Source organism: Chlorogloea sp. CCALA 695, from assembly GCF_003003885.1.
In the GTDB taxonomy this organism is placed as follows: domain Bacteria; phylum Cyanobacteriota; class Cyanobacteriia; order Cyanobacteriales; family Chroococcidiopsidaceae; genus Aliterella.
This window is the reverse complement of record NZ_PVWN01000028.1, coordinates 1-23,366: the sequence shown is the minus strand read 5'-3', so window position 1 is coordinate 23,366 and position 23,366 is coordinate 1. Positions and strand designations below refer to the sequence as shown.

Annotated in this window: 23 protein-coding genes; 14 read left to right on the top strand and 9 right to left on the bottom strand. The window is 41.6% G+C overall.

Annotation, left to right across the window (positions count from 1 at the left end):
- Positions 1-40: 40 nt before the first annotated feature.
- The gene (locus C7B70_RS14850; RefSeq protein WP_106369804.1) at positions 41-2,734 is read left to right on the top strand and encodes a hybrid sensor histidine kinase/response regulator; all 2,694 of its coding nucleotides are present in this window, start codon (positions 41-43) and stop codon (positions 2,732-2,734) included.
- Positions 2,735-2,738: 4 nt separating this feature from the next.
- Here C7B70_RS14850 and C7B70_RS14845 read toward each other — a convergent pair whose 3' ends face one another.
- A complete protein-coding gene (locus C7B70_RS14845; RefSeq protein ID WP_106369803.1) occupies positions 2,739-5,033 on the bottom strand; it encodes an NACHT domain-containing NTPase in 2,295 nt (764 codons plus the stop codon).
- 762 nt (positions 5,034-5,795) lie between these two features.
- Here C7B70_RS14845 and kdpA point away from each other — a divergent pair.
- The 7 genes from kdpA (at position 5,796) to C7B70_RS27810 (ending at position 11,230) form a co-directional block, all read left to right on the top strand.
- Positions 5,796-7,481, top strand: a complete 1,686-nt coding sequence (kdpA, locus tag C7B70_RS14840) for a potassium-transporting ATPase subunit KdpA (RefSeq protein ID WP_106369802.1) — start codon at positions 5,796-5,798, stop codon at positions 7,479-7,481.
- A 53-nt stretch (positions 7,482-7,534) separates the two neighbouring features.
- Positions 7,535-9,613: a potassium-transporting ATPase subunit KdpB gene (kdpB, locus tag C7B70_RS14835; RefSeq protein WP_106369801.1), complete on the top strand. Its 2,079-nt coding sequence runs from the start codon at positions 7,535-7,537 to the stop codon at positions 9,611-9,613.
- Between the two features lie 11 nt (positions 9,614-9,624).
- Positions 9,625-9,852 carry a K(+)-transporting ATPase subunit F gene (gene kdpF, locus C7B70_RS14830; protein ID WP_106369829.1) on the top strand — a complete coding sequence of 76 codons (228 nt, stop codon included), beginning with the start codon at positions 9,625-9,627 and terminating at the stop codon, positions 9,850-9,852.
- Between the two features lie 3 nt (positions 9,853-9,855).
- Entirely contained in the window at positions 9,856-10,458 is a 603-nt protein-coding gene (kdpC, locus tag C7B70_RS14825) for a K(+)-transporting ATPase subunit C (RefSeq protein ID WP_106369800.1), read from the top strand.
- Between the two features lie 70 nt (positions 10,459-10,528).
- The gene (locus C7B70_RS28380; protein ID WP_255409341.1) at positions 10,529-10,663 is read left to right on the top strand and encodes a hypothetical protein; all 135 of its coding nucleotides are present in this window, start codon (positions 10,529-10,531) and stop codon (positions 10,661-10,663) included.
- Complete coding sequence (locus tag C7B70_RS14820; protein ID WP_199192281.1) at positions 10,650-11,102, top strand: hypothetical protein; 453 nt, start codon at positions 10,650-10,652, stop codon at positions 11,100-11,102. Before C7B70_RS28380 ends, C7B70_RS14820 begins: the two co-directional genes overlap by 14 nt.
- Positions 11,051-11,230, top strand: a complete 180-nt coding sequence (locus tag C7B70_RS27810; RefSeq protein ID WP_233220946.1) for a hypothetical protein — start codon at positions 11,051-11,053, stop codon at positions 11,228-11,230. The genes C7B70_RS14820 and C7B70_RS27810 overlap by 52 nt, the downstream gene beginning before the upstream one ends.
- A 64-nt stretch (positions 11,231-11,294) precedes the next feature.
- Here the strand turns inward: C7B70_RS27810 and C7B70_RS14815 are convergent, their stop codons facing one another.
- The 3 genes from C7B70_RS14815 to C7B70_RS14805 all read right to left on the bottom strand — a co-directional run bounded on the left by C7B70_RS14815 (position 11,295) and on the right by C7B70_RS14805 (position 13,725).
- Positions 11,295-11,648: a DUF1257 domain-containing protein gene (locus tag C7B70_RS14815; RefSeq protein ID WP_106369799.1), complete on the bottom strand. Its 354-nt coding sequence runs from the start codon at positions 11,646-11,648 to the stop codon at positions 11,295-11,297.
- A gap of 149 nt (positions 11,649-11,797) precedes the next feature.
- The gene (locus C7B70_RS14810; RefSeq protein WP_106369798.1) at positions 11,798-13,306 is read right to left on the bottom strand and encodes an AAA family ATPase; all 1,509 of its coding nucleotides are present in this window, start codon (positions 13,304-13,306) and stop codon (positions 11,798-11,800) included.
- Between the two features lie 77 nt (positions 13,307-13,383).
- Positions 13,384-13,725 (bottom strand): hypothetical protein, encoded by a 342-nt coding sequence (locus C7B70_RS14805; RefSeq protein WP_106369797.1) that lies wholly within the window; start codon positions 13,723-13,725, stop codon positions 13,384-13,386.
- Positions 13,726-13,931: 206 nt separating this feature from the next.
- Between C7B70_RS14805 and C7B70_RS14800 the strand changes: the two genes are divergently transcribed.
- The 3 genes from C7B70_RS14800 to C7B70_RS14790 all read left to right on the top strand — a co-directional run bounded on the left by C7B70_RS14800 (position 13,932) and on the right by C7B70_RS14790 (position 16,555).
- The gene (locus C7B70_RS14800; RefSeq protein ID WP_106369796.1) at positions 13,932-15,080 is read left to right on the top strand and encodes an NAD-dependent epimerase/dehydratase family protein; all 1,149 of its coding nucleotides are present in this window, start codon (positions 13,932-13,934) and stop codon (positions 15,078-15,080) included.
- Position 15,081: 1 nt separating this feature from the next.
- Complete coding sequence (locus tag C7B70_RS14795; protein ID WP_106369795.1) at positions 15,082-15,327, top strand: DUF4291 family protein; 246 nt, start codon at positions 15,082-15,084, stop codon at positions 15,325-15,327.
- 97 nt (positions 15,328-15,424) lie between these two features.
- Complete coding sequence (locus C7B70_RS14790) at positions 15,425-16,555, top strand: glycosyltransferase family 1 protein (protein ID WP_106369794.1); 1,131 nt, start codon at positions 15,425-15,427, stop codon at positions 16,553-16,555.
- A 96-nt stretch (positions 16,556-16,651) separates the two neighbouring features.
- Here the strand turns inward: C7B70_RS14790 and C7B70_RS14785 are convergent, their stop codons facing one another.
- The 3 genes from C7B70_RS14785 to radA form a co-directional block, all read right to left on the bottom strand.
- Complete coding sequence (locus C7B70_RS14785; RefSeq protein WP_106369793.1) at positions 16,652-16,912, bottom strand: hypothetical protein; 261 nt, start codon at positions 16,910-16,912, stop codon at positions 16,652-16,654.
- A 309-nt stretch (positions 16,913-17,221) separates the two neighbouring features.
- Positions 17,222-18,730: a hypothetical protein gene (locus tag C7B70_RS14780; RefSeq protein WP_199192280.1), complete on the bottom strand. Its 1,509-nt coding sequence runs from the start codon at positions 18,728-18,730 to the stop codon at positions 17,222-17,224.
- A gap of 33 nt (positions 18,731-18,763) precedes the next feature.
- A complete protein-coding gene (radA, locus tag C7B70_RS14775; RefSeq protein WP_106369792.1) occupies positions 18,764-20,257 on the bottom strand; it encodes a DNA repair protein RadA in 1,494 nt (497 codons plus the stop codon).
- A 198-nt stretch (positions 20,258-20,455) separates the two neighbouring features.
- Here radA and rpaB point away from each other — a divergent pair, with 198 nt between their 5' ends.
- From rpaB to C7B70_RS14760, 3 genes are read left to right on the top strand one after another with little or no spacing between them, the layout of a single operon-like run.
- Complete coding sequence (gene rpaB, locus C7B70_RS14770) at positions 20,456-21,184, top strand: response regulator transcription factor RpaB (RefSeq protein ID WP_106369791.1); 729 nt, start codon at positions 20,456-20,458, stop codon at positions 21,182-21,184.
- A 17-nt stretch (positions 21,185-21,201) separates the two neighbouring features.
- Positions 21,202-21,858, top strand: coding sequence for a cofactor assembly of complex C subunit B (locus C7B70_RS14765; RefSeq protein ID WP_106369790.1), 657 nt, complete (start codon positions 21,202-21,204; stop codon positions 21,856-21,858).
- Between the two features lie 6 nt (positions 21,859-21,864).
- The gene (locus C7B70_RS14760; RefSeq protein WP_106369789.1) at positions 21,865-22,383 is read left to right on the top strand and encodes a DUF456 domain-containing protein; all 519 of its coding nucleotides are present in this window, start codon (positions 21,865-21,867) and stop codon (positions 22,381-22,383) included.
- A 96-nt stretch (positions 22,384-22,479) separates the two neighbouring features.
- Here the strand turns inward: C7B70_RS14760 and C7B70_RS14755 are convergent, their stop codons facing one another.
- Both C7B70_RS14755 and C7B70_RS14750 read right to left on the bottom strand, forming a co-directional pair.
- Positions 22,480-23,022 carry an MOSC domain-containing protein gene (locus tag C7B70_RS14755; RefSeq protein ID WP_106369788.1) on the bottom strand — a complete coding sequence of 181 codons (543 nt, stop codon included), beginning with the start codon at positions 23,020-23,022 and terminating at the stop codon, positions 22,480-22,482.
- A gap of 51 nt (positions 23,023-23,073) precedes the next feature.
- Positions 23,074-23,283 (bottom strand): hypothetical protein, encoded by a 210-nt coding sequence (locus C7B70_RS14750; protein WP_106369787.1) that lies wholly within the window; start codon positions 23,281-23,283, stop codon positions 23,074-23,076.
- Positions 23,284-23,366 lie beyond the last annotated feature (83 nt).

The window sequence follows — 23,366 nt, the reverse complement described above, 5'->3', positions numbered from 1 at the left end:
TAAAAAATCTTGATTTTAGAATATATATAAAAATAATGCCATGTCTCAAGACAAAGAAGCAGAAATTAGACAGCAATTTTTAGAAGAAGCTGAAGAATATATTAGAAATATTGAATCGGCGCTGTCACAATTAGCAAGTAATAATAGCAGTCACCAAATCGATGCGATATTACGAGCCGCTCACTCTATTAAGGGCGGTGCTGCCATGATGGGATTCCAGATTTTAAGCAGTTTAGCTCATCGCCTTGAAGATTTTTTTAAAATTTTAAAATCAGGGCCAAGTTTGATAAATCAAGAAGTAGAAAAGCTCTTGCTAGTTGGGGTTGATTGTTTGAGTCAAGTAGTAAAATTAAACTTTCGTGGCGACTCCAACGACAAGCAATGTTTAGAAACAGCTAATCAGGCTTTTGCACAATTACAAACCTTACTTGGTGACGCTCAATCCTCTGACGATTCTATAGCCTTGATGCCTGAAGACGGGCAAGCTATGGCAGGGTTGATTTTTGAAACCGAAGTAGAAGAATATTTGCAGCGTTTAGAATCGCTGCTAGCCGCCAATCCTTCAGCTATTGAGTTACAAGCTGAAGTAACACTTATGGCTCAAGAATTGGGTGGATTGGGGGAAATGTTACAGCTACAAGCCTTTACTAGCTTATGCGAGTCGGTGGTGCAACAATTAGAAACAAACAGCGATCGCACTCTAGAAATTGCTAAATCAGCTTTGCAAGCTTGGCGGACAACCCAAGCAACTATATGCTGTGGCGAACTTAGTACCCTCTCAAACAGTCTAATTACCGCCCCTGACAGTCAAGAAGACTCTCCATTGCTCGATTTTCTCTTACCAACATTTGAGCTTCCTCAGTTAGAAGGCGAATTAGTCCCATTTCTGGAGGGAGAAAAAGTTGCTGTTACCGAACCGAAAAGTATTAGCCTATCAGGATTAGCTGCAACTAAGGATGATCAAGAATATTTAGACAGCACGGTGCGAGTACCAATCAAACTACTCGATCGCCTTAATGACTGGTTTGGAGAGCTAACTATTGCGCGTAATAGCGTCAATGTGTATACAGAAAGGCTCCGTAGTTTGAGTAGCTTGCTCAAATCGCGAGTACGGACAATGCAAAACTTAGATAGCAATTTATTGGTTAGCCAAGGAAATATTACTGACCAAAGTAATCGATATTTTTTGCCTCAAGCGATGGTTCAAGATCTTGTGCGATTGCAAGAAGTTACTAATGATATTGACCTGACTTTGGAAGAGGCTGATCGCAGTGTCAGCGAACTAAATCGGGTTGCCAAACAATTGCAAACTAGCTTAACGAAAGTCCGAATGCGTCCTTTTGCCGATCTAGTTTCTAGATTTCCTCGGTTTATTCGCGAACTTGCTTCAGAATACGGCAAAAATGTTGAGTTCAAAATTAGCGGCGACCAAACTCTTATTGATCGCAGTATTTTAGAAGTTTTAAATAATCCTTTGATGCACCTGCTACGCAATGCTTTCGATCATGGGATAGAAAAGCCAGAAATTCGCTCTAGTTTGGGTAAAAAAGCAGTGGGGGTAATTGAAATTAAAGCAGTTTCCCAAAGCAACCAAATTATAATTACTGTTAAAGATGATGGTGGGGGAATTAATTTAGAGCAAATCCGCTCTAAAGCTCAACAATTAGGGCTAAATCCCCAAAGTAGCGAGGAGCTTTTAAGTCTAATTTTTGACCCAGGATTTAGCACAGCAAGTCAAGTAACAACTTTGTCTGGCAGAGGTGTAGGAATGGATATTGTTCGCACCAATTTAAGACAAATTGGCGGTGATATTAAAGTTGATACTCAGTTAGGAGTCGGTACAACTTTTACCCTCAGCGTTCCCTTAACTTTATCCGTTGCCAAAGTAGTTTTAGTTGAAAGTAATGGGATGTTATTAGCGTTTCTTTGCGACTCTGTTAGAGAAATGCTGCTGCCCAATCCTGACCAATTTTGCCAAATTGCTGGTAAGGAAGCTATTAGCTGGTCAGGATATATTGCCCCTCTAATCCGACTAGATAAATGGTTAAAATCGCGTCAAAAGTTCGAGCAAACACCACTGCATAAACCAACAGTATTAACAATTGAGCATAACAACGCTTGGTTAGGACTATTGGTAAATCGTTCAATTGGCGAACAAGAAGTTGTAATTCGTCAAGTAGAACCGGGAATAGCTATGCCGCCAGGTTTTAGTAGCTGCGCGGTTCTAGGTGATGGGAGAGTTGCACCGCTAGTAGATGTTCCCGCATTGCTCGACTGGATTGATAGCAGCGATTTAGCGCTTGAAGATTCCCCCCAAAAAGTTGTTAACTTGGAAGTAGAAGGTCAAAAAGATACAATTTTGGTAGTAGATGATTCTATTAATGTCCGGCGTTTTTTGTCTTTAACTTTAGAAAAAGCTGGTTATCGAGTAGAGCAGGCTATTGATGGAGAAGAAGCTTTAGAAAAGCTTTTAACGGCTTTACCAATTAAAGCTGTAATTTGTGATGTTGATATGCCCCGTTTAGATGGATACGGCTTTTTAGGACGGGTGAAATCTAACTCTAAGTTTAATCAATTACCTATAGCTATGCTTACTTCCCGCAGTGGGTCAAAAGATCGGCAATTAGCTATGCAACTAGGAGCTACAGCTTATTTTTCTAAGCCGTATAACGAACATGAATTACTTCAAACTATTAAACAAATGTTAGCTAAAAGTTCTCCACAAAAAATTTAAGGTTTTACTTGTTAATTTCCGTAATTGGCAAAAGTAAAGTATCTTCTATTTTTTGACGCACTGGTCGACTCATATAGCTATTGGCATGAAGACAACTGACTAATAATTGGTTTGCTTCATAGTATTGTTTTAGGTCGTCCCATTCTTGATGACTAAAGTCCCATTCGTAACCAAAATCCCGATAGGAAATGATTAACGCTCTTAATTTTTCCGTCCAGTCATAATTGTTTACTTCCCACCATTGTTTAAACTTTTCGTCGTTATCCAAACAAGGAATTTCATTCTCTAGCTGATTTATAGCCTGTTTTAGCTTACTATCAACGTTCTGCGATCGCTCTTTAGTCCTTGCTAATACATTTTTAAATACCTGTAAAGGCTGGCTGGCAAATTCAAGAATGTATTTAAGTGTTAAAGTTCGATCTAAAGCAAGATCCAGGGCTAAATCAGCGCAAAGTTTTTGTGTAAAACTAGCATCTAACATTCTTGCTAAATCGAGCGTACTACCAACGGAGTTTTGTTTTCTAGCAACATCCAAATCTAAGTAAAAAGCTCTAATATTGTTCAATTTATGCTTGGAAGCTACCTCACGAGATTTTTTATCTAGCCAAATAAGAAAACTTTGCAGTTTTTTATTATTTGCAATCAAAAAATCAACTTTCTCTTTCATCATTAAAAGCAAATAATCGGCATTTCTTAACATTCCTACCGTTAACAAAAACACTTCTCGCCAACGTTTTTCAGTAAGGTTGCTGACTAATTCCCGTAAGGTTGTTTCTAACACTTGCGGATCGGAACTTGAAACAATTTCTTTGGCAGTAAAATACTCTTGGAAACTCAAGTGAGAAAAGGAATAAATTCCCCGCGCTCTTTCCACCAATAGTCCGTGTTGAGCTTCAATTGATTTGACCACTGCCTCACTATCTAATTGCAATACCTCAATTTTGGTACTAGCATTAGGTAAATTGCAAATATAATTAGCTATGTGTTGTTCTAATTCATTTTGCTTGAAAAAATAATCGCCCCGCTTAAAGGTTAATAAAGCAATTTGACTAAGTAAATCTACTTTATGCTGTAAAGATAATTTTTTGTATATTTGCGCTCGCTCAATATTTCTTTTCGCATCCCATTTCCGTAATAGTAAGTGCAAACCTTCTTGATAAAGCTCGGAACTATTAGCAGGAAAGTCAGCTATTTCTTCAAACATCAAACATAGCATAGTTAATAATAAAGGATTAGTTGCTATTTCCAGAATAGGGGGTTTGTTTTTGAGTTTTTCTATAAAACTGGAGCTTTTAACAGGGTCTTTCTCTGTAAACCATTTTCGGGCAAAGCTCGTTATTTGCTGTTCGTCAAAGTCAGCAATTTCTACTTCAGTAAATTGCTCTAAAGTGTATTCATGAGTAGCAATTCGACAAGTAATAACAAAGTAATTCTTGTGAAATCTTTCACTAAAAGTGTGGACTTCTTGTAAGACTCGGTGGCAATCTGTTTCCCGAACCTCATCAAGCCCATCTAACAATATTAAGCCCCTGCCTTGGCTTAATATTTGTTCTGTAGCTTCAGTATTATTGATACCATAACTAATGATTTGCTCTGACACATATTCTAATAAGTGCAGGCAACTTTCACTCTCAGCAAAGTCTTTGAGAGTAATAAAAATTGGCACTTTATTAATTTCTAGCTTGCCGGAATTGCATTGACTCGCCAAATGTTTTAAAAAAGTGGTTTTGCCCGCTCCTGGCTTACCCAAAACAATAAGTTTCGGATAATTTGTTAGTGCTTGTAATCCTGGTACTCGGTTTTGAATAATTTGCCCTAAGCCGGGACGATTGAAATCATCAGCAACGCATACTTTAAGTAAGTCTGCAACCCCTAAACGCCGTCTCCCAATAATTTTTTCTAAAACATTGACGTTGGTATAGATATCATCTAAATCTATTGGGTGCGACATATCTAGCACGCGCATTATGCCGCATTTTTGCTGCATACTCGCATAGCCTTTGCTTCTTACTTCTTCTACTAAAGTATCAATGTTGTCTTGGCTTGCTGCTGATGGTTTGTCGATGTTGTCTTCGTCTAACTGAGCGACATCAAGCCAAGGCAATTGTAGTTTTTGACAGATATGATGAAAGTTCTCTCTACCTACAGGTTTGCCAGCAAAAAACTTTTGCAATGTAGCACGAGAGATTTCTAAATCTGCTGCTAAGTCGACTTTGGTGGGAAAAGCTAAAACAGCATTTTTAGCAAGGTTAATACCTTGGGGTGATGCTTTTAGCGATCGCTTTGCTCTTACTGTCATAAACATTTGCATAATTTATAAATCTAGCTTGGTTACTAACAACTCTAAAAATTTTTAATAAAATAAATAATTGCATCTCTAAAAACCCAATCTTCACAAAGTAATAGGTTTTAGTTTATTTTTCTAAGCTAACGATTAAGCTCAACAACTTGCTTTTACCGTTTGTTAAATACTTTTTTGTGTAAAATCTTAATTATATTACTAAAGCATAAAATCCGCCGACAGAATACTCTTCCGATGGAATACACAAGAAAATTTTTTTTATGTATTCCACCATTATTTTTAGTACGCTGTATACGAATTAACTTATAAATCTAAGGATTTTTAGAATGTATTTTTGACTAAGACTTTTTTGAAACATAGTAATTACTGTTAATTTTTAAAGCAAAAATAATAGTATAACATTATCTATCTAGAGATAGATGCAAAGCTCACTGATAAAAAAACATTGAGTAGATATAATTGGTTGACATAGCAGAAATCTGGTGCGGTATTCTGCGATGGTACAGAAAATTGATAAGTATCAGCAACTAGCAGCCCAAACAGGAGAGTAATAAACATCCGTAAAAGCCGGATTATCCTAAGTATAAGCAATTGGTATCAAGTAAGTTTTGTTCCCTTATTTAGGGTTAATAAAGAAACGATTAGCTTGTTAGCTTTCGATAGCGATCGCACGCACGTTTTAACGCATAATCTTGATGATGTAGCTAAGGGCATGAACTAGCACATCCAAATTAATCAAATGGAAAGTAACTTTCATCAATGTTGCAAGGAATTTTTCAAATTGCTTTGACGCTATTACTCATCATAGCGATCGCCTATCCTCTTGGCAGATACATAGCTCGTTTGTTTTTAGGTCAAAGAACCATTCTTGACCCGTTAATGAATCCTGTAGAAAGTATCCTTTACAAATTAGGAGGCGTACAGGCAAAAGATGATATGACAGGCTGGCAGTACGCCAGAGCGATACTATATAGCAACCTAGTCATGGGCATAATAGTATTTTTGCTCCTTAGCACTCAAGCGTTCTTGCCCTTAAATCCTACAGACTTAACTGCCCCAGTTTGGCATTTATCGTTACATACAACTATTTCTTTTTTAACCAATACCGACCAGCAACATTACTCCGGCGAAACAACCTTAAGTTATCTCAGTCAAATGTTAGGGCTGGGATTTTTAATGTTTACCTCGGCGGCGACAGGTTTAGCAGTGGGGATTGCTTTTATCAAAGGCTTGACTGGTAGACCATTAGGTAACTTCTACGTTGACTTAACTATATCTATTACGCGCATATTACTACCACTATCTTTTGTGGGGGCAATATTGCTAGTAATTTTAGGCGTACCAGAAACCCTAGCCGCCCCAGCAACCGTTACGACTTTAGAAGGTGCAACTCAAACTATTGCTAGAGGGCCCGTAGCTCATTTTGAAGCAATTAAACAATTAGGGGAAAATGGCGGCGGTTTTTTTGCCATCAACTCCGCCCATCCGTTTGAAAATCCCAATCCAGCGACTAATTTATTAGAAACTCTGGGGATGATATGTATTCCCGCCGCCTTGATTTTTACCTATGGCATAATTGCTGGCAATCTCAAACAAGCTTGGTTGTTATTTGGGATGGTATTTATAATTTTTACCTTTTTAACTTTCCTCACCGCCGTAGGAGAATTTCAAGGAAACCCCTTAATAAATGCCCTTTTAGATTCACCGCAGCCAAACTTAGAAGGTAAAGAAGTTAGGTTTGGCTGGGCGCAAACTGCTTTATGGGCTGTTGCTACCACAGGAACTATGTGCGGTGCAGTCAATGGAATGCACGATTCTTTAATGCCCAACGGAGGCTTTTCTACCTTGCTCAATATGTTCCTACAAATTGTGTGGGGCGGACAGGGAACCGGAACAGCGTACTTGTTTATTTACCTAATTTTATCGGTATTTGTCACCGGATTAATGGTAGGGCGTACCCCAGAATTTTTGGGGCGCAAAGTAGAACAGCGAGAAATTGTCCTTGCTAGTGTAGTGTTACTGGTTCACCCGATTGTAGTTTTAATTCCTAGCGCTATTACCCTTGGCTTTGCCGATGCTTTGTCAGGAATTAGCAACCCTGGATTTCACGGGTTGGCGCAAGTAGTGTACGAATACACCTCCGCCGCCGCTAATAATGGTTCGGGTTTTGAAGGGTTGGGAGACGCGACTATATGGTGGAATCTCAGCACGCTTGTAAGCTTACTAGCAGGGCGTTATGTGCCGATTATTGCTATTTTGCTGTTAGCTGACAGTATGAGGCAAAAACAACCTGTACCCGAAACTTCTGGAACATTAAGAACCGATACGTTTTTATTTACAACCGTTACAGCCGGAATAATTTTAGTTTTGGGTGTATTAACATTTTTTCCAGTCTTAGCTTTAGGGCCAATTGCTGAAGCTTTTAGTATTGCAAGTCAGCAGTAGAAATATCTACTAGACTTCAAGAATTACCTATTACCTATTACCCATTACCCATAATGGATGCAAATCCTCAACCTAGTGCCTCTGGTTCGTCGCGCCGAAACAAGCCTAAAGCCAACACCAAGGGAATTTATACAAGAGCCATAAAAGAGGCTTTTGTCAAGTTAAATCCTAAGCAATCAATCAAAAACCCTGTAATGTTTTTGGTTTGGATAGGCACGATTATTGTTGCTTTACTGACTATCGACCCGTATTTGTTTGGGCCCGTTAGAGGCGACAATTTACGGCTGTTTAACGGTTTAATTGCGCTGATTTTGTTCTTTACTGTAGTATTTGCCAACTTTGCGGAAGCGGTAGCCGAAGGGCGCGGAAAAGCTCAAGCTGATGCGTTGCGATCAACCAAATCAGACACGATCGCCCGTAAGCTATTACCAGATGGTTCGTTGCAAGAAGTATCTTCTACTACCCTGCATCGAGAGGATATGGTAAAAGTTATTGCTGGCGATATTATTCCCGCCGATGGCGAAGTTATCGCCGGAGTAGCATCGGTAGATGAATCAGCAATTACTGGCGAATCTGCCCCCGTACTCAAAGAACCAGGATCGGACGTAGCTAGTTCGGTGACTGGGGGAACGCGGATATTGTCGGATGAATTAACTATTCGCATTACGTCCGATCCGGGGAAAGGCTTTATTGATCGCATGATTGCTTTAGTCGAAGGCGCGGAACGTTCAAAAACCCCTAATGAAATCGCTTTAACGGTATTACTAGCCGTGCTGACGCTGGTATTTTTGTTTGTAGTTGCAACTTTAAGCGCGATCGCAAATTATGTAGGTAGCCCAGTTAGCATTACTGTTTTGATTGCTTTACTTGTGGCATTAATTCCCACTACTATCGGCGGCTTGCTAAGTGCGATCGGCATTGCTGGGATGGATAGAGTCGCTCAATTTAACGTCATTGCTACCTCTGGTAGGGCGGTAGAAGCTTGCGGCGACGTGAATACCTTGGTTTTAGACAAAACTGGCACAATTACCCTAGGAAACCGCCTAGCTGAAGAATTTATCCCTGTCAACGGGCACTCAATGGATGATATTGCTAAAGTGGCGCTGGCAGCTAGTATTTTTGATGAAACCCCAGAAGGTAAATCGATTGTGCGTTTAGCCGAGAAATTAGGGGCAACTGTCGATTTTGATCGTAATGCCGCCGAAGGGTTAGAGTTTTCCGCTAAAACCCGGATGAGCGGTACAAATTTGCCCGATGGGAGAGAGACGAGAAAAGGCGCAGTAGATGCGGTTAAAGGCTTTGTGCGTTCGCGTAGCGGTACTTTGACACCCGATCTCGATACTGCTTACGAAAAAGTTTCTAATTTAGGTGGTACGCCTTTAGCTGTAGCTCTAAATAACGATGTTTACGGGGTAATTTATTTGAAGGATATTATTAAGCCTGGTATCCGCGAACGTTTCGATCAATTGCGGCGCATGGGTGTCCGCAGCGTCATGTTGACAGGAGATAACCGAATTACAGCTTCAGTAATTGCGGCGGAGGCGGGAGTTGATGACTTTATCGCGGAAGCTACCCCCGAAGACAAAATCGAAGTTATCAAACAAGAACAGGCACAAGGTAAGTTAGTAGCAATGACTGGAGATGGCACTAATGACGCTCCAGCTTTAGCGCAGGCAAATGTCGGCGTAGCCATGAATACGGGAACCCAAGCCGCCAAAGAAGCGGCAAATATGGTCGATTTAGACTCCGATCCCACAAAATTAATTGATATTGTGGCAATTGGTAAGCAATTACTAATTACTCGTGGTGCTTTGACGACTTTTTCGATTGCTAACGATATTGCCAAATACTTTGCCATTATTCCGGTCATCTTTACCTCGGCGCGGCTAGATAGTCTTAATATCATGCGCTTGACTAGCACAAATTCCGCCGTATTGTCAGCCTTGATCTACAACGCTTTGATTATTCCGGCGCTAATTCCTTTAGCGTTAACTGGGGTAAAATTTCGACCCTTGACCGCTAATCAGTTGTTGCAAAGAAATATCTTAATTTATGGCTTAGGTGGCGTGATTGCGCCATTTATAGCAGTTAAGGTAATTGATTGGGTAATTACTGGAATTGGTTTAGCTTAAACTACAAAAACATGGAAAACATTAATCTATTGAGTGGAATTGAGTGGCGCAGGCAGAAATTGCCCCTATACGCCTTTTTACTATTGTGTTTAAATTTGGTTGTTGCTCCTGCCGTTTACGCCGCCGCCAATGGCTCGTTAGAGCGCCGCCATGCTTACGCTTTGGGTTTACTAGGTTTGCTAACGTTTGGACTTGTGGTGTATTTATTTGTTGTCGTCTTTCAACCGGAGCGTTTCTAGCTTATGTCAGTAATTGGCGAAACTACTAAAGCAATTCGGATGACTTTAGTATTATGGGTACTAACAGCAATTATTTATCCAATCCTAGTTTTGGCGATCGCACAAGTAGTGTTTCCTTACCAAGCTAATGGTAGTTTAGTGCCAAACTTAGAAGGAAAATTAATCGGTTCGGCTTTAATTGGTCAAGCTTTTACTACAGAGCCATATTTTTCAAGTCGTCCCAGTACCAGCAATTACAGCCAAGGAAAAGAAGCCACGCCTACAGGCTTATCGAGTGCGAGTAACCTTGCGCCTAGCAACCCTGACTTACTTAAACGCATTCAAGCAGAAGTTGACAGGTTGCAAGAAATCAATGTGCAACCACCTACTGCCGACTTAGTTTATACTTCTGGTTCTAGCTTAGATCCGCATATTAGTGTAGCAAGTGCGATCGCGCAGTTAGAAAAAGTCGCCACCGCTCGAAACTTATCTACTGAAGATATCGCTCCTTTGATTGTTAAACATACTCAAGGCAGATTTTTAGGCATTTTTGGCGAACCAGGTGTTAATGTTTTGAGCTTAAACCGCGAACTTGATATTCTTGCCTTTTCTCGTCAACAGAAATAATCAAGAAAAACTTTAACTAAAATAGCTTGAAACGCGCGTTAGTTAGTGTTAAATATTGGGAACCTAGATAGTGTCAGGAGTAAACATCATCTATCGTTTAATTAAAATCTCCGCAGGCATTTGTGGCGATCGCACTGCTGTTAATCACTTTAGTTATCTTACTACTTGCTTGGATAAGTGTATTGCAGACTATGAGGCGCTATGACCAAGCACTCAATAGTACAGGGCGAATAATTTCTCCAAGTTCTCATGAAATTGCTACCACTGTACAACAAGAACGGGCGATCGCCAGACAAGCAATTTCTGTAAATCCAACTACAACTACAATCGAAGAATTAGGTGCGTCTTCTCACCAATCTGTTGAACAAGCCACTGCTTCGGCGGCTAACGCGCGTCAAGTATTAGTATTAGCCGAAAAAGGCACTAAAGCTGTCAATCAAACCATCCGGGGAATGTCTACACTTAAAGATAAGGTGGAAGCGATCGCCCAAGCAATTATCTGTTTAAGCGAACAGACAAATCAAATTAGTGGCATTTCAAGTTTAGTTGGCGACTTAGCTAATCAAACTAATATGCTGACTCTATTAATAATGTGTTTCTCAATAGTCAACAAATTGCCCTCAGCGCTCAACAACAAGCTTTAGCTGTGCAGCAAGTAGTTACCGCCATGAACTCGCTTAATTTAAGCGCCAGAGAGAGTGGCATTACTCAAGTTAAAGCCAGCACTGAACAACTAAACGAAGCGGCTCAAAAACTGAAAGCTGTAATATAAAAAAAGGGTTAACCTAACAAAAATAGGTTAACCCTCTAAGTTTTGAAACGCGCTGAAAGTCAAATTACTTGTTTACAACTAGCTGGACGTTAGCATTTTGTAAACCGCGTTGCTTGACTTCTGATAAGGTCTTGTTAACAGCGTACTTTTGGTTGATAGAGTTGATTAACTCAGTTTGGTTGTGCTTTTTAGCAACGCCCCATAGGTCAGCAATTAGGTCAAAAGAACCATCGCTGTTGCGTGACCAGCCTAAATCGTATTCGCCTTCTAATACTGCAACTAGGTCAGCACGAACTCTTTGACCGTTGTAGCCGCGAACGTCAGCTTCGGTCTTGGTGTTGATGCCTAAGTCGCGTAAGGAAGCCTTGAGGATTTCGGCATCAGCGATTTTGGTGCGTAGAGTGCTAAAATGGGACATTTGGGTTTCCTCCTAGGAAATCTGAATTAAAACGACAACAGTTTTGGTCAGGTTTCGTCGCGCTGTTTGAAACGGGATAACCAAGGCGACTTTTTTGTCAACTGCTGGCAATTGCCAGCCTTTCCCCCTGTGGTAGCAGGAGAAAGCTTTTAAAACTCCATACGCTGATACTCAGCTACGGAGGTTGCAGCAGGTCTAGCACGCTGTCTTGCCCAATCTCTTAAGGCGGTGACTTGTTCTGTCATGGTTTTGGACAGAGGCAGCGTGGACTTAATAGCCGCAATAATATCTAATTGAGTAAATTCCCGATCTTGAGCAAAGGCTTCGTACATAGCCGCAACTAATGCTTGCTCAATTTCTGCACCGGAAAACCCATCAGCAACTTTTGCCAATTGCTCTAAATCAAAGCGAGTAATATCTCGCTTGCGTTTGAGCAAGTGAATGTTGAATATTTCTTTACGCTCGTCGGCGGTGGGCAAATCTACAAAGAATAGCTCGTCAAAGCGTCCTTTGCGTAAAAATTCCCCAGGCAAGCGTTCGACGCGGTTGGCGGTTGCCATGACAAAGACGGGAGACGTTTTCTCCTGCATCCAGGTAAGGAAAGAACCAAATATTCTACTTGATGTACCGCCGTCCGAATCACCCGAACCCGTATTTCCAGCAAACGCTTTGTCTAATTCATCGATGAATAAAATTGCTGGAGAAATCGATTCAGCAGTTTTTAAGGCGTTTCGCAAATTTGCTTCACTTCTTCCCACCATCGAGCCATCGTAGACTCTACCCATGTCTAGTCTTAGTAAAGGCAAGCCCCACAGACGAGAGGTAGTTTTGGCAATTAACGATTTACCGCAGCCTGGTACGCCTAAAATTAACATTCCTTTAGGCTGAGGCAAGCCATACTCTCTAGCTCTTTCCGTAAAGGCATTAGAGCGTTGTTTTAGCCAGTGCTTAAGTTCGTCTAATCCACCAACAGCTTCTAGGGTTTCGTCTTCTTCAATGTATTCTAAAATCCCGTTGCGGCGAATTAACTGTTTTTTCTCTGACAGTACAATGTCTACTTCGTTTTCGGTCAAGCTGCCTTTAGTAACTTGAGCTTTACGATAAACTTTCTCAGCCTCATCCTTGGTTAATCCCAGTGCAGCTTTTAGTAACTTTTCTCTAGCTTCGGTCGTAATTTTTCGTGACTTAGTTTGCTCTAGTTGCTTAGACAAAACTTGGTTTAATTCTGTCATGTCTGGCAAGGGGAAGTCGATAACTACAACTTCTTTTTCTAGCTCAATAGGTACTTGCTGTACTGGAGACATCAAGATAATTGTTTTTTGCGTTCCTTTGAAGCTGGCGATCGCATCTCTTAACCACCGCGTTGTTGCCGGGGAATCTATAAAAGGGTGTAAATCCTTAAATATAAATATTCCTGGCTCCTTTTGTCTGATCGCCCACTCAATAGCAGCCTCTGGCGATACGGTGTTATGTTGGGTAACATTCCGGGGTTGACCGTATTCGACAATGCCGTGAGTTACTGTCCAAAGGTATATACGACGTGGTGGTCTTGTTTGGGCGATGGTAGAAATCGCGCTCTCTGCCCGTTCTTCCTCGGATGTCACAAGGTAGATTAAGGGGTATTGAGCTTGGATGAGAATGTTTAGCTCTTCTTGCATGACCGTCAACCTACTTGGAACCGAATAAAAACAATTTGGATAGTTAGAGAAAATTATTGCAGCACTGTTGCTTTAATTCACTTCAAACAAGGTACTAATTCTTCTTGACCTGCCGCCGCGCCGGGTGTTACTTGAGCTACGGTCAATTGTTCTTCTAATACTCCGCTCTGGCTACCTATGGCTACCATTTCACCATCTTTGACTACTACAGTAGTGGCACACTCTGGGCAAGCGTATAGCTGATGAGTACGACCGTGAATTGTTTCTACTTCCTCTACCATTTCTGGATGAGTTAGATAAAAACCAATTGCTTTTTCGGCTAGTTCGGACATTGGCTCAGAGTCAATAGCCGATCTGATTTTGAGCCTTCTATGTATTTCTGGAGTTAGGTAAAATGTTACCTTTTGCTTGGCTTGCATATGTCGTTTTTCAGTCTTGTTACCCGGGTATGTTTATCACCTTACTTACCTCTAATTAAATTGTCAAGACGGTATGCTGTTATGACAGTAATATTGTTACAAATCGCAATAATTGATTGAGAACCTGATAAATACGCTCAAATAGGTTATGGGTGTCCTAAACCTGATAAATTTAGCGAGTATTAAGCGAGTAAGCATTGGTTAAGATGAAAGTCCTAATTATTGGTGGTGATGGCTATTGCGGCTGGGCAACCGCCCTATATCTATCGAGTCGGGGTTATGAAGTTGGCATATTAGATAGTTTGGTGCGGCGGCATTGGGATTTACAGTTAGGGGCAGATACTTTAACGCCCATAGCATCAATTGGACAAAGAATTGAGCGTTGGCGGGACTTGACAGGTAAATCTATTGATTTATTTATTGGCGATATAAATAATTACGAGTTTTTAGATAAGTCGCTGCATCAATTTGAGCCAGAAGCGATCGTTCATTTTGGCGAACAACGTTCTGCGCCTTTTTCGATGATTGACCGCGAACACGCAGTTTTGACGCAAGTAAATAACGTTGTCGGGACTCTGAACTTGTTATATGCCATGCGCGAAAGCTTCCCCGATTGCCACTTAGTTAAGCTGGGGACAATGGGCGAGTATGGTACGCCAAATATAGATATTGAAGAAGGCTATATTACCATCGAACACAATGGGCGCAAGGATACGCTACCGTATCCAAAACAACCAGGCTCGATGTATCACTTAAGCAAAGTCCACGATAGCCACAATATCCACTTCGCTTGTCGAATTTGGGGCTTACGGGCTACTGATTTGAACCAAGGCATAGTTTATGGGGTGTTGACGGAAGAAACCGGGATGGATGAGATATTAATTAACCGTTTAGATTACGATGGCGTATTTGGGACGGCGTTAAATAGATTTTGTATTCAAGCGGCGACTTCGCACCCATTGACGGTATATGGCAAAGGCGGACAGACGCGGGGATTTTTAGATATCCGCGATACAGTTAGGTGCGTAGAACTTGCGATCGCATCTCCAGCCGAGCGCGGTGAGTTTAGAGTATTTAACCAATTTACCGAGCTATTTAGCATAGGCGATTTAGCGAATATGGTAGCCAAAGCCGGATCGGCAATGGGATTAAAAGTACAAATTGACAATATAGATAATCCCAGAGTTGAGAAAGAAGAGCATTACTTCAATGCCAAAAACACTAATTTGCTCAATCTAGGCTTGCAACCGCACTTATTATCAGATTCGTTGCTCGATTCTCTGCTCAATTTTGCTGTTAAATACCAACATCGAGTAGACAAAAACCAAATACTTCCCAAGGTATCTTGGCGTTGACATGAGGCTGATTACAGAACCTTACTTGAGGCAAGTTGATAAATTGCCAAAAGTAGGCAATCATATTTTGGCGCAGTTTGACGAGTCCTCTATTGTCGTTTATCAAGCGTATCGTTCAGCAATTGGTAAGTTTGCCGCCATCCAAAGTTATTTTGGCGGCGAATTTAGCCTTAAGCGCATGAGATTGAAGATAGCTCTGATTTTGTCTAGCAGCAACACCAAAATATTCGTGACTATACCCAATTGATCGCACCACTAGAAACGGTTTACCCTGTTCTCAATCTTGATACTACTATCAAGCTGGAACTAGCCTCAAATCCTGCCTGTAATTAACAGTTTTTTGTATGCGAATTGCTTTATTTACTGAAACGTTTTTGCCTAAAGTTGATGGGATTGTAACGCGGCTGCGCCATACTGTAGAGCATTTGCAGCGCAGTGGTAATGAAGTAATTGTTTTTGCTCCCGATGGCGGCATAACAGAGTATAAAGGGGCTAGAGTGTATGGTGTGACGGGTTTTCCTTTGCCTATGTACCCAGAACTAAAAATGGCGTTGCCTAGACCTGCGATTGGTCATGCTCTAGAGGAGTTTAAACCTGATATTATTCATGTGGTAAACCCCGCCGTTTTAGGCTTGGCTGGGTTGTATTATGGCAAGTCGTTAAAAATTCCGTTGGTGGCTTCTTACCATACTCATTTACCGCAATACCTGCATCATTACAACTTAGGAATGCTGGAGGGCTTGTTGTGGGAGTTGCTCAAATCTGCTCACAATCAGGCACAGCTAAACTTGTGTACTTCGACAGCAATGGTGTCAGAATTAACCGCTCATGGCATTGAAAGAGTAGATTTGTGGCAAAAGGGTGTAGATACAGAGTTATTTCATCCTGAACTTGCCACCGATGAAATGCGATCGCACCTTAGCCAAGGTTTTCCCCAACATCCCTTACTATTGTACGTTGGGCGGCTGTCGGCAGAAAAGGAAATTGAGCGGATTAAACCCGTCCTTGAAGCTATCCCTAATGCGCGTTTAGCGTTAGTAGGCGATGGGCCCAATCGTGCCGCGTTAGAACAGCATTTTGCGGGTACTCCTACACACTTTGTAGGTTATCTCACCGGGAGAGACTTAGGTTCGGCTTTTGCTTCGGCGGATGCTTTTATCTTTCCTTCCCGCACTGAAACCCTAGGATTGGTATTACTTGAAGCTATGGCGGCGGGATGTCCTGTAGTAGCAGCTAGTTCGGGGGGAATCCCGGATATTGTCACATCGGGGGTAAATGGGTTTTTATTCGACCCGCAAACAGGAGATGAGGGAGCTATTGTCGCTACCGAGCGATTACTAGGTCAAGCCCAAGAACGGGAGACTATCCGCCGAAACGCGCGCCTAGAAGCCGAGCGCTGGGGATGGGCTGCCGCTACGAGTCAGTTAGTTGCTTACTATGAAAAAGTTAGAAGTCGATGTATGGCTTATTCTTAGGACTGATGCTATTGCAAGTCGTAACTGATAGACTCTTTAGACTTTGACGTTATTTCTCCGCCTTGCGATCGCACGAAGTCCATCTACGATTATTTTTCAATCACCATTATTATTGTCACCTTCAAAAGGTTTATTACCAATTCCTAGCTGTTGTTTGGAGCGTTTAAGTTGCTTCCACAGTACGCGAATTTTCTCATAAGATTCTTCAGGAGAAAGTTTACCTGCCGTCTCCAAGTTGCATATGTAGCTTACTCTTTGGGCAAATTCTTGTAAATTTGCATTAAAAACTAAGTTTTCAGGCTTAACTTGACCGTAGTAACGACCGCGCGGATAGAGAAAATTTGTTTTATTATCCACTGTTGCTCCTGATTTTTTAAATCATATATTTTTTAAATGAGAATGCAATGATTACAAAGAGATAAATCGGGCTTGAGAAGACCAAATTACCTGAGCGCCTTTCAATGTAACAGTGATATCAACTTTATACTAATTTTTTAACCTGTTCTTAACCTTTCTTATGTATTAAGGTATACTAATCAAATTTCCGTTTGCTCCAAATGTTGTTCACGCTGAAACAGTGTATAGCTCATCGTTAATTCCTCTATCTAAAGAAGTAAATTAGAGGTTATAGGTTAAAGATTGCCTGAAATCAAGCTATATTCCCAATTATTTACGCGGTACAAGCTTGATAATTGTTGCTTTATCCGTAACGTTGAGGCTAATTTTATTGTTTTTAATCGAGGCAGCTTTATTTGACAAATTGCCTGCATTATCTAACGTGTAAATGGTAGCACTACGAATTGGGCTAGATAAGTTTACTTTGGTAGGCATAGGTGGCGGATTAATTTCTCTTACTGGGGTGGTACTGACATCGCCATTAGAAATTTCGTGCCATAACACTAAGTAAAAATTGCCATCACGCTTTTGTAATAAAAGATCGTGTACGTACTCGGTTCTATCGTAGCCGGGTGGTGCTTTAATTGAAAGATTGTAGTTTAACACTTTGGGAATAATTTTACCTCCTGCGGGATCTTTTAGGACGCTAATTAGATTTTTTAAAGCAGTATAGGCGGGTTTTGGACTTAAGTTGTTGCGTAATAGTCCGTAGTTAGCTTCAGAATTTTTAGGCTGATTCCACTCATCTAGGAATTCATAAGAGCAAGTGCGGGGAATACCTTGACGGAAGTATTCTAGAAACAAACGTGGCATATATTTACCGTGTACCTTTTCAGAAATACCTCTTTTACCTTTGGTAGTAAAATAGCCTGTTTCGGTTGCAACCATTGGTCTACCTTTAAAAGGGGGAGCGTAAACATCAAAAGCATATGGATTTTTGTTGATATTTACCGAAGGAAAGTTGCCTTGCCAGTAGTATTTTTCAATTGTGTTGTACTTAAATGGATTGTTAAAGGGATTGCCACCAGAGGAGTAGGGATGAAAATTTCCCCAATCGACAACAGCACTTAAATCTTTTAAAGGCGACTTATTGCCATAATCGTAGGTACGCCCTAAAGATGGCCCAATGACTTTAACTTGAGCAATAGAGCGATCGCTCTTCAAAGCTTTGTAGGTATCTGTAGTTAAGCTTTGAATGTAGGAAACCCAGTATAAGGGGGATTTAGAATCGTCGCTGAGTTTTTCCGTGTCACCTTTGCGCCAAGACAACTTTTGGTAGTTAAGATCGATTTCATTAGTAATTTCTACCGCATCAATGGCATTAGTCCCGACTTTATTTTTGACAAAATCGGCGATGTTATATGCAGGAGCTTTAGCCCAGTACGAGGAATTAGCCGTAATTCCACTATCGGGATTCATGATGTAAGTAGTCTTAATGCCTAAACGTCCTAATTCTTTCATTTTGGCAATTACATCTTTACTTGTACCCCCGTCGCGGACATGACGAACACCAAGAGCAATTAATTTTTGCTTAACGGCATTGTATTTTTGACCGTAAGGAGTGTCGTCATAACTCCAGTGAGTGTTAACACAAATACTATCTACAAAAGCAGAGGCAGATTTGGCAGATTTGACAGCTTTGACGGGTGCAGCTATTGCTATTTGTGGTGTTGTAGAGGGCAAATTAGGATTAGTTGTTACTTCTTGAGCAAAACAACCAACTGTAGTGACAAGTAGCGTTAGCGGAAGTAGTAATTTTAGTTGGGGAGAGCGCATCATAGTATCAATTAACAAGTGACCGTTGATAATTGTTTAAGTTTCGTCTTCTTCGTCAGGTAAATCAAATTCTGCTAGGTGTTGCGGTGGAATAGCGGCAATAATGGCATCAATGACTTTGGCTACGGGGATAATTTCTAAACTGCTAATATCGGGGTAGTTTTGACCGTTGGGAACGATCGCCCGTTTAAAACCAAGTTTTGCTGCCTCTTTTAATCGTAGTTCCATTTGCGAAACTGGGCGAATTTGTCCGCCTAAACCAACTTCACCCATTAATACTGTATGCGGATCGACAACGCGATCGCGGAAACTTGCGACAACGGCGATCGCTATCCCCAAGTCTACCGCAGGTTCTTCAACATTTAAGCCCCCGGCTGAGGCTACATAAGTATCTAATTTTGAGAGGGGAATACCTACCCGTTTTTCTAAAACTGCCAAAATCTGCAATAGTCGATTGTAGTCAACTCCTGTAGTAGAGCGGCGGGGAGAACTGTAGCTAGTAGGACTTACCAAAGCTTGCAACTCTACGACAATGGGGCGAGTGCCTTCACAGGCGACGACAAGGGCAGTTCCGGGGGTACTTTGATCGCGGGTTCCTAAAAACAACTCTGAAGGGTTAGCTACTTCTCTTAGTCCTTGTTCGACCATTTCAAATACGCCAATTTCGTGAGTTGCGCCAAAGCGATTTTTGACCGATCGCAGCAAGCGGTGAGAAGCAAAGCGATCGCCTTCAAAATATAGTACCGTATCGACTAAATGCTCTAATACTTTAGGCCCGGCGATCGCGCCTTCTTTGGTTACGTGACCGACAATTAGTAGCGTTATATCTTCGCGCTTGGCTACTTTCATTAAAGCCGCCGTACATTCGCGTACTTGCGCCACCGAACCCGGCGCAGAAGTCATAGAAGGTAAGTAAATTGTTTGAATACTATCAATTACCGCTACATTTGGCTTTAGCGATTCTAATTCTCGTAAAATTTCCTCTAAATCTGTTTCTGGCAACACATAAAGATCCGCACCCTCTCGTTTATTGGTAGTTGTTTCAGCAACTTGCTCTAGAGATTGCAATTTGTTAAAAACCCCTAATCTAGAAGCTCGTAGCTTGACTTGTTGCCCAGATTCTTCGCCACAAACGTAGAGAACGCGGTAGTTTTCAGCTAAAAGATTAGATACTTGCAATAGTAAAGTAGATTTACCAATCCCTGGATCGCCGCCAATTAGCACCAAAGATCCCGGTACAATTCCCCCGCCTAAAACTCGATCTAACTCACTGTAGCCGGAAAGCCAACGCTCCTCGTCACGGGGAGTAATTTGAGCAAAAGTTAAAGCGGCGCGCGCTTTAGCGGGTTTATTTGATTTACCATTACTGCGCCCAGATTGGACTGCGCCTCGACTAGGAAGCAGAGAACTACTTGATTCTATTTGCTCCTCTAAAGAATTGTAAGTTCCACAGTGGGGACACTTGCCAAACCATTGGGGTGAATCGCCTCCGCAATCATTGCAAACGTAGTAAGTTCGGGGTTTTGCCATCGGTGTTTTTTAATTTTACGAAATATTTATATGAAGGAAATCTTAAGAAAGCTGCAAATCCAGTATTAGTAATACTCCCGGCTTCTTAAAAGGATTAGATCAAGTGATAATCTTAATGGAACAGAACTAAAAATTAACGAAGCCCTGCGTGCGCGCTTGCGCTATCGCTAGATTTCACTTACAGGAGAGTTAAAAAAATTGGAAAATCATAAAGAAAAAATCCTTGTAGTAGACGACGAAGCAAGTATTCGCCGCATTTTGGAAACTCGGCTGTCGATGATTGGGTATGATGTCGTTACCGCCGCCGACGGTGAGGAAGCTTTAGAGATTTTTCGTAAAGCAGAACCAAATTTAGTAGTTTTAGATGTAATGATGCCTAAGCTTGATGGCTATGGTGTTTGTCAAGAGTTGCGTAAAGAATCAGACGTACCCATTATTATGCTAACAGCCCTAGGAGATGTAGCCGATCGCATTACGGGGTTAGAATTAGGCGCAGATGACTATGTAGTTAAGCCGTTTTCACCTAAAGAATTAGAAGCAAGGATTCGCTCGGTACTGCGGAGAGTAGATAAAACGGGAATGTCGGGAATTCCTAGTTCTGGAGTCATCCAGGTTACTAATTTACGCATTGATACCAATAAGCGGCAAGTCTACAAAGGCGATGAACGGATTCGGTTGACAGGAATGGAGTTTAGCTTATTAGAGCTACTGGTTAGCCGCTCTGGGGAAGCTTTTTCGCGCTCGGAAATTTTACAAGAAGTATGGGGTTACACCCCCGAAAGACACGTTGATACTCGCGTTGTCGATGTGCATATTTCTCGGTTACGCGCCAAGTTAGAAGACGATCCTAGCAATCCGGAACTAATATTGACGGCTAGGGGTACGGGGTACTTGTTTCAACGCATTATTGAGCCTGGAGAAGAATAATTAGGTAGAAGCAATTTATGGCTAAACCAGATCAAAACCAAGTTTTGCGGCGGTTACCGATTGTAGTAGGGGCGATCGCGGGGGTTTTACTGCTGATCAATCGTTTATTGACTCCAGAGCTTACAACTTCCCAATCACGGGCGGATGCGTTGGGTGTAATTTTGAGTGCGGTGTTAGTTTTGACGGGTTTATTGTGGCAGCAAGTTACAGCGCGGTCGCCTGACGCGGTAAATTTAATCGGTGAAGAAGGTTTTGAGCTTGCGCCCGATTTGCCCCAGGAAGTAAAAACCGAATTAGCTTGGGCATCGCACTTGTTGCTTACTAACACTGTTACGAAAGTAATCGTAGTTTTTTATCAAGGTAAAGTGCTGTTGCGGCGCGGGATTTTAGGAAAGCAAAAAGAAGTTAAACCTGGGGCAATTTTGCAAAGAGTGCTAGATAAACAAAAAGCCGTTTATTTAGTGAATCTGACCATTTATCCGGGAAAAATTGAGTTTGATTATTTGCCCGAAAATACTCAAGGGGCGATCGCGCAACCCATTGGCGATCGCGGAGTATTAATTCTAGGGGCAGATGCTCCGCGCAGCTATACCAAGCAAGATGAGAACTGGATTAGTGGTATTGCCGATAAAATCGCTGTCACTCTCAGTAATCATTTACCTGATACAGGTTGAAATTTTATGTTAGCTCTCTACTGGTCGCTTGTGGCGGTAATGGTTGTAGGAATTATTGGGGCTGTAGTCCCGGCAATTCCTGGTACTAGCTTGATATTGGTAGCTATTTTAATTTGGGGAGCGGTACAAGGATCGTTTAGTAGTATTGGGTTGCCTTTGATAGTTGCGATCACCGTTTTAATTATGGGAATTGGGATTGATTTATTAGCTACCTACTGGGGAGCAAAACGCGCTGGCGCTAGTAAATGGGGGCAAATTGGCGCAATTGTTGGTTTAGTTGTCGGTATCCTTGGTTTGTTGCCTGCTTTACCTGTTGGCGGCCCATTATTAGGTATTTTAATCGGGCCCTTATTAGGGGCAATTATCGGCGAATACCTGTTTCAGCGCGATTTTAAATTAGCCTTAAAGGCGGGTATTGGGATTGTAGTAGGTTCGGTAATTGGGAATTTGATTCAGGGAGTGCTGGCGATCGCAGTTGTCGGTGTATTTTTATATTCAACCTGGGGACAAGTATTTCCGGCTTAATCTGTGTTGAATAGAAAGTATAGTTTCAGTAAATGTATTAAACGCTTTATTAGCACGGTCTCAACTCAAACCACCAAAATTTAAGCGTGATTTACATCAAACCCGATCTAGAGGTTGGTGCGGCTGTGGAGGTAGTTCAACAAAGATTGAGTTACCGGGGTTTACTTTACCACCCAATACAACAATGCCCATAACTCCAGCTTTGCGAATAAGATTGCCTTGGTCGTCACGCCCTAACACCGCCGCCATTAATCCTGACTGAAATCGATCTAACTGGGCGCAAGGATTTCTTAAACCTGTCAATTTTACTATTGCGGTGTCGCCTAAATGTAGTTTTGTGCCAGTTGGTAAACTCAGCAGATTGATACCGCGCGTTGTAATATTCTCACCCATCTGTCCGGCGGATACCTCAAAACCAGCCACTTGCAACTCATCATGTAGTTCCGAATGAATCAAATGGACTTGACGCAAATTGGGCTGGGTGGGGTCAACGGCTACACGCGATCGATGTTTAACTGTCTTACCCAGATGTGAATCGCCTTCAACACCAAGATTTGTCAAAAGCTGGATGCTTTCTTGATTTAGCTTAGTGAAAGTGTGTGATTTACTCCGGCTAACAGCTAATACTACACCGTCCATTTACATCACCTCTCACTTTCAAGCTTTATATCACAATTCCCCAACATTCTCTCACCACAATAAAGTTGAAATACCTGCAAGTATAGGACGACGACCTACACAGCGATGACCTGATAGTACGTTTTTAACTAATTTGTCCGCCGTTGGACGAGTTGATAACTTTGGGGGTTTGCTGAGTTTTTCTGCTAGTTTTCCTTGCAAAAATGGCTCTCGTTCTAGCTGAAAATCTAAACTGATGTTTGTATCAATTAAAACCCTCATTGCAAATAGTTAGAGTCGATGGGGGCTATTACAACCCCGCACCTCTCCTACAGATCCGGGCATGAAACTTTTGCCTCACCCGG

Bases quoted from the DNA above. Each gene is read 5' to 3' on its own strand.
- C7B70_RS14800 (WP_106369796.1), top strand. From the start codon at position 13,932: ATGAAAGTCCTAATTATTGGTGGTGATGGCTATTGCGGCTGGGCAACC.
- kdpC (WP_106369800.1), top strand. From the start codon at position 9,856: ATGTCAGTAATTGGCGAAACTACTAAAGCAATTCGGATGACTTTAGTA.
- kdpA (WP_106369802.1), top strand. From the start codon at position 5,796: ATGTTGCAAGGAATTTTTCAAATTGCTTTGACGCTATTACTCATCATA.
- C7B70_RS14755 (WP_106369788.1), bottom strand. From the start codon at position 23,022: ATGGACGGTGTAGTATTAGCTGTTAGCCGGAGTAAATCACACACTTTC.
- C7B70_RS14790 (WP_106369794.1), top strand. From the start codon at position 15,425: ATGCGAATTGCTTTATTTACTGAAACGTTTTTGCCTAAAGTTGATGGG.
- C7B70_RS14815 (WP_106369799.1), bottom strand. From the start codon at position 11,648: ATGTCCCATTTTAGCACTCTACGCACCAAAATCGCTGATGCCGAAATC.
- C7B70_RS14750 (WP_106369787.1), bottom strand. From the start codon at position 23,283: ATGAGGGTTTTAATTGATACAAACATCAGTTTAGATTTTCAGCTAGAA.
- C7B70_RS14805 (WP_106369797.1), bottom strand. From the start codon at position 13,725: ATGCAAGCCAAGCAAAAGGTAACATTTTACCTAACTCCAGAAATACAT.
- C7B70_RS14810 (WP_106369798.1), bottom strand. From the start codon at position 13,306: ATGCAAGAAGAGCTAAACATTCTCATCCAAGCTCAATACCCCTTAATC.
- kdpF (WP_106369829.1), top strand. From the start codon at position 9,625: ATGGAAAACATTAATCTATTGAGTGGAATTGAGTGGCGCAGGCAGAAA.
- kdpB (WP_106369801.1), top strand. From the start codon at position 7,535: ATGGATGCAAATCCTCAACCTAGTGCCTCTGGTTCGTCGCGCCGAAAC.
- C7B70_RS14765 (WP_106369790.1), top strand. From the start codon at position 21,202: ATGGCTAAACCAGATCAAAACCAAGTTTTGCGGCGGTTACCGATTGTA.
- C7B70_RS14760 (WP_106369789.1), top strand. From the start codon at position 21,865: ATGTTAGCTCTCTACTGGTCGCTTGTGGCGGTAATGGTTGTAGGAATT.
- C7B70_RS14820 (WP_199192281.1), top strand. From the start codon at position 10,650: ATGAGGCGCTATGACCAAGCACTCAATAGTACAGGGCGAATAATTTCT.
- C7B70_RS14795 (WP_106369795.1), top strand. From the start codon at position 15,082: ATGAGGCTGATTACAGAACCTTACTTGAGGCAAGTTGATAAATTGCCA.
- C7B70_RS14845 (WP_106369803.1), bottom strand. From the start codon at position 5,033: ATGACAGTAAGAGCAAAGCGATCGCTAAAAGCATCACCCCAAGGTATT.
- C7B70_RS14780 (WP_199192280.1), bottom strand. From the start codon at position 18,730: ATGATGCGCTCTCCCCAACTAAAATTACTACTTCCGCTAACGCTACTT.
- C7B70_RS14850 (WP_106369804.1), top strand. From the start codon at position 41: ATGTCTCAAGACAAAGAAGCAGAAATTAGACAGCAATTTTTAGAAGAA.
- radA (WP_106369792.1), bottom strand. From the start codon at position 20,257: ATGGCAAAACCCCGAACTTACTACGTTTGCAATGATTGCGGAGGCGAT.